Annotated in this window: 8 protein-coding genes, 1 tRNA gene and 1 rRNA gene; 6 read left to right on the top strand and 4 right to left on the bottom strand. The window is 68.9% G+C overall.

What is annotated here, in order from left to right; translation table 11 throughout:
- Window positions 1-76, top strand: a 5S ribosomal RNA gene (gene rrf / locus ACTOWY_RS36485); the annotation flags it as partial.
- A 60-nt stretch (window positions 77-136) separates the two neighbouring features.
- Here rrf and ACTOWY_RS36480 read toward each other — a convergent pair.
- Window positions 137-565, bottom strand: coding sequence for an alpha/beta fold hydrolase (locus ACTOWY_RS36480; protein WP_441314144.1), 429 nt, complete (start codon window positions 563-565; stop codon window positions 137-139).
- Here ACTOWY_RS36480 and ACTOWY_RS36475 point away from each other — a divergent pair.
- Entirely contained in the window at window positions 564-1,109 is a 546-nt protein-coding gene (locus tag ACTOWY_RS36475; RefSeq protein WP_441314143.1) for a DUF1990 family protein, read from the top strand. The two genes, ACTOWY_RS36480 and ACTOWY_RS36475, sit on opposite strands and share 2 nt — an antisense overlap.
- A gap of 139 nt (window positions 1,110-1,248) precedes the next feature.
- Complete coding sequence (locus ACTOWY_RS36470; RefSeq protein ID WP_441314142.1) at window positions 1,249-2,748, top strand: chitinase; 1,500 nt, start codon at window positions 1,249-1,251, stop codon at window positions 2,746-2,748.
- Window positions 2,749-2,788: 40 nt separating this feature from the next.
- On the opposite strand, the gene ACTOWY_RS36465 is transcribed toward ACTOWY_RS36470, so the two are convergent.
- The gene (locus ACTOWY_RS36465; RefSeq protein WP_441314141.1) at window positions 2,789-3,127 is read right to left on the bottom strand and encodes an MmcQ/YjbR family DNA-binding protein; all 339 of its coding nucleotides are present in this window, start codon (window positions 3,125-3,127) and stop codon (window positions 2,789-2,791) included.
- Between the two features lie 142 nt (window positions 3,128-3,269).
- Between ACTOWY_RS36465 and ACTOWY_RS36460 the strand changes: the two genes are divergently transcribed.
- Complete coding sequence (locus ACTOWY_RS36460; RefSeq protein WP_441314140.1) at window positions 3,270-3,800, top strand: hypothetical protein; 531 nt, start codon at window positions 3,270-3,272, stop codon at window positions 3,798-3,800.
- A 49-nt stretch (window positions 3,801-3,849) separates the two neighbouring features.
- On the opposite strand, the gene ACTOWY_RS36455 is transcribed toward ACTOWY_RS36460, so the two are convergent.
- Window positions 3,850-3,922 (bottom strand) — tRNA-Gly (locus ACTOWY_RS36455).
- 321 nt (window positions 3,923-4,243) lie between these two features.
- On the opposite strand from ACTOWY_RS36455, the gene ACTOWY_RS36450 reads away from it, so the two are divergent.
- Window positions 4,244-4,681: a DUF983 domain-containing protein gene (locus tag ACTOWY_RS36450; RefSeq protein ID WP_185001095.1), complete on the top strand. Its 438-nt coding sequence runs from the start codon at window positions 4,244-4,246 to the stop codon at window positions 4,679-4,681.
- A 14-nt stretch (window positions 4,682-4,695) separates the two neighbouring features.
- A complete protein-coding gene (locus ACTOWY_RS36445) occupies window positions 4,696-5,559 on the top strand; it encodes an Fpg/Nei family DNA glycosylase (RefSeq protein WP_441314139.1) in 864 nt (287 codons plus the stop codon).
- Window position 5,560: 1 nt separating this feature from the next.
- On the opposite strand, the gene ACTOWY_RS36440 is transcribed toward ACTOWY_RS36445, so the two are convergent.
- On the bottom strand, window positions 5,561-6,157 hold the full coding sequence (locus ACTOWY_RS36440) for a LutC/YkgG family protein (RefSeq protein ID WP_441314149.1): 597 nt from the start codon (window positions 6,155-6,157) through the stop codon (window positions 5,561-5,563).
- Between the last annotated feature and the right edge of the window lie 3 nt (window positions 6,158-6,160).

Below are 6,160 nucleotides of genomic sequence, written 5' to 3'. Positions count from 1 at the left end.
GAACCCGGAAGCTAAGTCCTCCAGCGCCGATGGTACTGCATGCGTGAGCGTGTGGGAGAGTAGGACGCCGCCGAACTAAATTTGCGTGTGGCCTCAGAACTTCGGTTCTGAGGCCACACGCTTTTTTGCGTTCGAATCACCGCCGGCTGATCTCGACCAGGACGTTCGTGAGCTGGTCTGGCTGAGACAGGAACGGGTGATGGTCGCTGTCCAGTTCGATCACCGCGCGCGCGTCTGGCCTGTTCGCGTTGGACCTCCGGTGGGGTGCCGCGGTCCTGGGCGCAGACCTGGCCAGGGACTGATTCGTGTCGGCCAGGAACGAGGTGAGGTAGACCAGGTGGCGGATGTTGGGAGTGGTGCCCGCGTCGGTGATGACCATGCCGCCGTAGGAATGGCCGACCAGGACTACCTCGTCGGAGATGTTGGCCAGTAAGGCTTTCAGGGCGTCGGCGTCGGTGTACAGGCCGCCGCCGGTGTGGCAACGACCACCTTCATGACGGCCACGCTGGCACGGGCGGGGACGGGGGTGCAGCAGGTTTCGCTGGTGGCGCAAGACTGGGGGCATGAGTGGACGGTTGGCGCGCATCCGGGACCGGGCGGCTCAGGCCGAGGTGACCTACGCGGAGGTCGGGGTTACCCGGGAAACGGAGTGCCCGCCTGGGTATCGGCGGGTAAGCCGGACCTTGCGGCTGGGGCATGGGGACGCGGAGTTCGCGCGGGCCCGGCTGGCGTTGCGGGACTGGGCCACGCATCGGGGGTTTGGGCGCGGGATCTACCTGGGGGAAGCGGGGCAGGGGGCAGCCGGGCAGGAGGTGGGGGACACCGTCGTCTCGGTGCTGGGATTTGGGCCGCTTTCAGTCGTGGGGCCTTGCCGGGTGGTGTGGCGGGTGGATGAGGCTCGGCGGTACGGGTTCGGGTACGGGACCCTGCCGGGGCATCCTGTGACCGGCGAGGAAAGCTTTGTGCTGGTCCAGGGATCGGATGGGGCGGTGCAGTTCACCATCACCGCGGTGTCCCGGCCGGGCGGGCAGCTCGCGCGGTGGACCGGGCCGATCGGCCGGCTGGCCCAGCGGGTGGCCATGGCTGCCTACCTGCACGCGTTGCGCTAGCCGTTCACACTCTTGACACCGTCCACGTGGTCTAGTCCAATTCCAGGACACCTGGTGGGCCTGTGCAGGTCTTTTCGCCGCCCGGACCCTCGTTGTCCCACCAGCCGACGCTCCACGCCGGAAATGGTGGGAGGAAACGATGTCACGCAAGATCCTCGTTGCTCGGGTGGCGGCAGTGCTCACGGTGGTGCTCGGCATCGCGCTGGCCGGGTTCGTGCCGGCGCACGCGGCCGGGGTCACCGCCTCGTTCGTCAAACAACAGTCCTGGGAGACCGGCTACACCGGCCAGATCACGCTCAAGAACGACACCGCGAGCCAGGTCACCGGCTGGAAGGTGGAGTTCGACCTTCCCGCCGGTACCACGGTCGGCGCCTACTGGGACGCCCTGCAGACCAACGCGGGCGGCCACTACGTCTTCACCAACCGCGAGTACAACGGCAACCTCGCGCCCGGCGCCAGCGCGACCTTCGGCTTCAACGCGGCCGGGACCGCGGCTCCGGTGAACTGCCGGATCAACGGCAGTCCCTGCGACGGCGGGTCCACCAACCCGACCAGCACCACGACCACCAGCAAGACCACCACCTCGACCAGCACCGCGACGACGACCACGACCACCGGACCGCCGCCTGCCGGGAACAAGCTGCTGGTCGGCTACCTGCACAGCAGCTTCGCCAACGGGTCTGGCTACATCCGGATGGCCGATGTGCCCGCCGAGTGGGACATCATCCAGCTCGCCTTCGCCGAGCCGACCTCGGTGACCTCCGGCGACCTGCGCTTCAAGCTCTGCCCGGTGGCCGAATGCCCGAACGTGGAGTCCGAGGCCGAGTTCACCGCCGCGATCAAGGCGAAGCAGGCCCAGGGCAAGAAGGTGCTGATCTCCATTGGTGGGCAGAACGGTCAGGTGCAGCTCACCAGCACGGCGGCGCGGGACGCCTTCGTCAGCTCGGTCAGCGCGATCATCGACCGGTACGGGCTCAACGGCCTGGACATCGACTTCGAGGGCCACTCGCTCTACCTGGACTCCGGTGACACCGACTTCAAGGCGCCAAGGACCTCGGTCGTGGTGAACCTGATTTCCGCGCTGAAGACGCTGAAAGCCAAGTACGGCAGCGCGTTCCAGCTCACCATGGCGCCGGAGACCTTCTTCGTCCAGCTCGGCTACCAGCACTACGGCGGCAGCGGCGGCGCGGACAACCGGGCCGGGTCCTACCTGCCGGTGATCCACGCGATGCGCAATGACCTGACCCTGCTGCACGTCCAGCAGTACAACTCCGGGCCGATCATGGGCCTGGACAACCAGTGGAAGCAGATGCCCAGCGTCGACTTCCACGTGGCCATGGCGGACATGGTGCTCGGCGGCTTCCCGGTCAAGGGCGACCCGAACAACCAGTTCCCCGCCCTGCGCCAGGACCAGATCGCGCTCGGCCTGCCGGCCAGTCCGAACGCGGGCAACGGGCACACCGCGGTCGCCGCGGTGCACAAGGTGCTGGACTGCCTGATGAAGGGCAGCAACTGCGAGTCCTACAAACCCAGGGCGAAATACCCCAGCCTGCGTGGCCTGATGACCTGGTCGATCAACTGGGACCGGTTCAACAACGCTGAGTTCAGCAAGAACCACCGGGCCTACCTCGACCGCTAGCCCGGTCCGCGGCGGCGTCGCCCCGGTGGCGCCGCCGCGGTCAGCCCGTGTCGAAGGCGGCCAGCAGGCGCTTGGGCGCGGTCATCCGCCAGGCCTCGGTGAGCAGTTCGCCCAGCTCATCGGCCTGCACGGTGTCGAGCTGAGCCACCACCATGCCCCAGTTCTGGTAGTGCGGCGGCACGCTGAAGGTGTCCGGGTCCCCGGCCACCAGCGCCAGCCGCTCGTCCTCGGCGACCTTGATCGCCACCTCAACCCCATCGGGTGACATCGAGGCGAAGATCTTGTCCTTCACCCGGAAACAGGTGCGCCCCCAGGCCGGGCGCTCGTGCGCCTCGGGCAGCGCCAGGGCCAGGCTGCTCAGCTCCTCCGGTGTGACCATGCCGGAAACCTAACCCGCGGCACCGACAGTGTCCGGGGTCACGGGCCTGCACTCCGTCTGGCTGTAGCCGAGGATGGGCCAGGTCTGGTTGGAATGGGTATCGCCCCATCACCGTGCGCGCAGTCGACTGGAGTGATCAGGTTTGGCGACGTTCGTGCTGGTCAACGGCAGCGGATCCACCCAGGACGACTGGGCGGCGCTGGTCGAGGACCTGGAGGACCGCGGGGACCGCTGTCTCCTCGTCGACATTTCATCCGAGCAAGACGAGGACCAGGCGGATCGAATCGCCTGGACCGCCCAGCGTTCCCCGACCGCACCGGTACTGGTAGTACACGGCAACGCGGGCGCACACGTGCCAGGAGCACTGGCCCGATTCCGCTTCGCCCACGTGGTGTGGCTGACCGGCGAGGTCCCCGCGCCGGAGTCGACAACCGAGCGGGACTGGCTGACCGTCGGCCAGACCTATGTGGGTGATCCCGAAGACCAGGTGGCGGAAAAAGCCGCATTGGCAGTACCCGGAATGGAGTTCGAGGACCTCGCCGGCGGGCCTTGCCCCCAGGCGTCCCAGCCGGACGAAGTGGCCAGAATCCTCGCCCGTTGCGCCCGAAAGGAGGCAACCGGGGTTCGGGGGCTTGCCCCCGAGCGGGGTCTGGGGGTTGCACCCCCAGTGTGATGGCGAAGCAAAAAGGCGAGTGCTCCACGAGCACTCGCCTTCTATTGCGAGCGGATGACGAGATTCGAACTCGCGACCCTCACCTTGGCAAGGTGATGCGCTACCAGCTGCGCTACATCCGCTTGCTCTCCGGGCCGTAGCCCCGATCGCTGTGGGTAACAGTACATGGCCGGGCAACCGGGTTTCGCCGGGGGGTCGGTTTGGTGAACAGGCAGGTCGGGCGTGGTGACTGGCTGCGCTGGGGACTCACCCGGCTGGACCACAACGATCATGACCCGGCAGAATCCCCTGGGTGACAGCCAGGGGCCGGATGCGACCGAACGGTAGTTCCGGGCCATTGATTTTCACCCTCGGGGCCCATCGCCGAACCGGTACCGTGGACACACGCTCAGTGAGCGGTCGTGGCGTCCGTGTGACCGACGCCCGCGGCTGAGGAGGAACGCATGACGCGGTTGGTACGGGGTGCGGACGGTCGGAAGTGGACCGTGCGCACCAACGTCGAATGGTCCAGCCCGGCGGGCATGGACGAGTTCGAGCACGACGTGAGCGGTGGCCACGGCGCCGCCGTGCTCATGGCCACGCTGATGGTGCTGCTCACCGCCGTGCTGATCATCTGGACACCGGCCGCGGTGATCATTCCGCCCTGGCTGATCCTGGCCCTGGCGCTGGTCTTCCTCTTCTTCCCGCTGCGCTGGGTGATCCGCAGGCCGTGGACGGTGGTCGCGGAGACCCCCGGCGAGCTGGACGACGCCGGGCCGGAGCGCTGGGTGGGCAACGTGCGCGGTTTCCTGGCCATGCGCCAGGAGGCGATCAAGGTGGCCAGGGATATCGAGGTGTACTCCTCACCCGCCTTCGACGGCCCGCTGCAACCGGTGGACTGACGTAGTCTGGCCGCGTGCCCGAACTGCCCGAGGTGGAGGCGCTGGCCCACCACCTGCGTGAGCATGCCGTCGGCAGCACGGTGACCAGGATCGACCTGGCGTCGATGACCGTGCTGAAGACGGTCGCGCCCCCGCCGACCGACCTCTACGGCCGGGCGGTGACCGGCGCGTCCCGCTTCGGCAAGTTCCTCGCGCTGGACTGCGGGGACCTGCACCTGGTCACCCACCTCTCCCGGGCAGGCTGGCTGCGCTGGTCCGACGAGCTGAGCGCGATCCCGCCCAAACCCGGCCGCGGTCCGCTCGCGCTGCGCGTGCACCTGGGCCCGCCCGGCTCCTCTCCCGGCTTCGACCTGACTGAGGCAGGCACCCAGAAGCGGCTCGCCGTCTACATCGTCACCAATCCGGCGCAGGTGCCCGGCATCGCCCGGCTCGGCCCGGACGCGCTCGCGCTCAGCCGCCCCGAACTGGGTGAGTTGCTGGCCGGGCGCGGGGAGCGGATCAAGACCACGCTGACCGACCAGACCGTGCTCGCCGGGATCGGCAACGCTTACTCCGACGAGATCCTGCACCTGGCCCGGCTCTCCCCGTACGCCACCACCGGCCGCCTCGACGAGGAGGCGGTGGACCGGCTGTTCAGCGCGATGCGGGAGATCCTCACCGACGCGGTGCAACGCTCGGTCGGCCAGGCCGCGGCCCGGCTCAAGGGCGAGAAGCGCGCCGGGCTGCGGGTGCACGCGCGCACCGGCCTGCCCTGTCCGGTGTGCGGGGACACCGTGCGCGAGGTGTCCTTCGCGAACAAGTCCCTGCAGTACTGCCCGACCTGCCAGACCGGTGGCAAGCCACTGGCCGACCGGCGGATGTCCCGGCTGCTGAAGTAGCTCAGCCCTCGACGATGAGCACTTCCAGGGTGCGCGGGCCGTGCACGCCCTCCACCCGGTCCAGCTCGATGTCGCTGGTGGCCGACGGGCCGCTGATGAAGGTCAGCGGGCGCACCGGGTCCAGCCTGGCCAGCGCTTCCGGCACGGTGGCCGCCACCTGATCGGCCCTGACCACGCACAGGTGGTAGTCCGGCAGCAGGGTCAGCGCCCGCCGTCCCTGGGCCACCCCGGCGTCCAGCACGATGGTGCCGGTCTCCGCGATGGCCACCGCGCAGCCGGTGAGCACGCCGTCGCAGCCGTCCAGGGTCTCGATGGACAGCGGCGGCCGGTCTGCCAGCCAGGTCAGCTCGTCGTTGAGCCAGTCCGCTGGCACGTCGGCGGGTACCGCGATCCGCCGGGCGCCGCGGGCGTCCAGCAGCGCGTCGATCCACACCGGCAGCCGGTCCGCGTGCACCCGGTGCACCGCGGCCCGGTAGTCCGCGATCCGCTCGGCCAGCACCTCGATCACATCGCCGAGGTCCCTGGTGCGGTCGTAGTCGCGTGGCACCGGCGCGGCCTTCGGCTGGTCGCGCAGGGCGGTGCGGATGCGGGTCAGCATCAC

It is taken from the genome of Crossiella sp. CA198 (assembly GCF_052078295.1).
GTDB lineage: Bacteria > Actinomycetota > Actinomycetes > Mycobacteriales > Pseudonocardiaceae > Crossiella.
The sequence above is the reverse complement of the archived record's forward strand: the minus strand, read 5'-3'. Positions and strand labels throughout refer to the sequence as shown.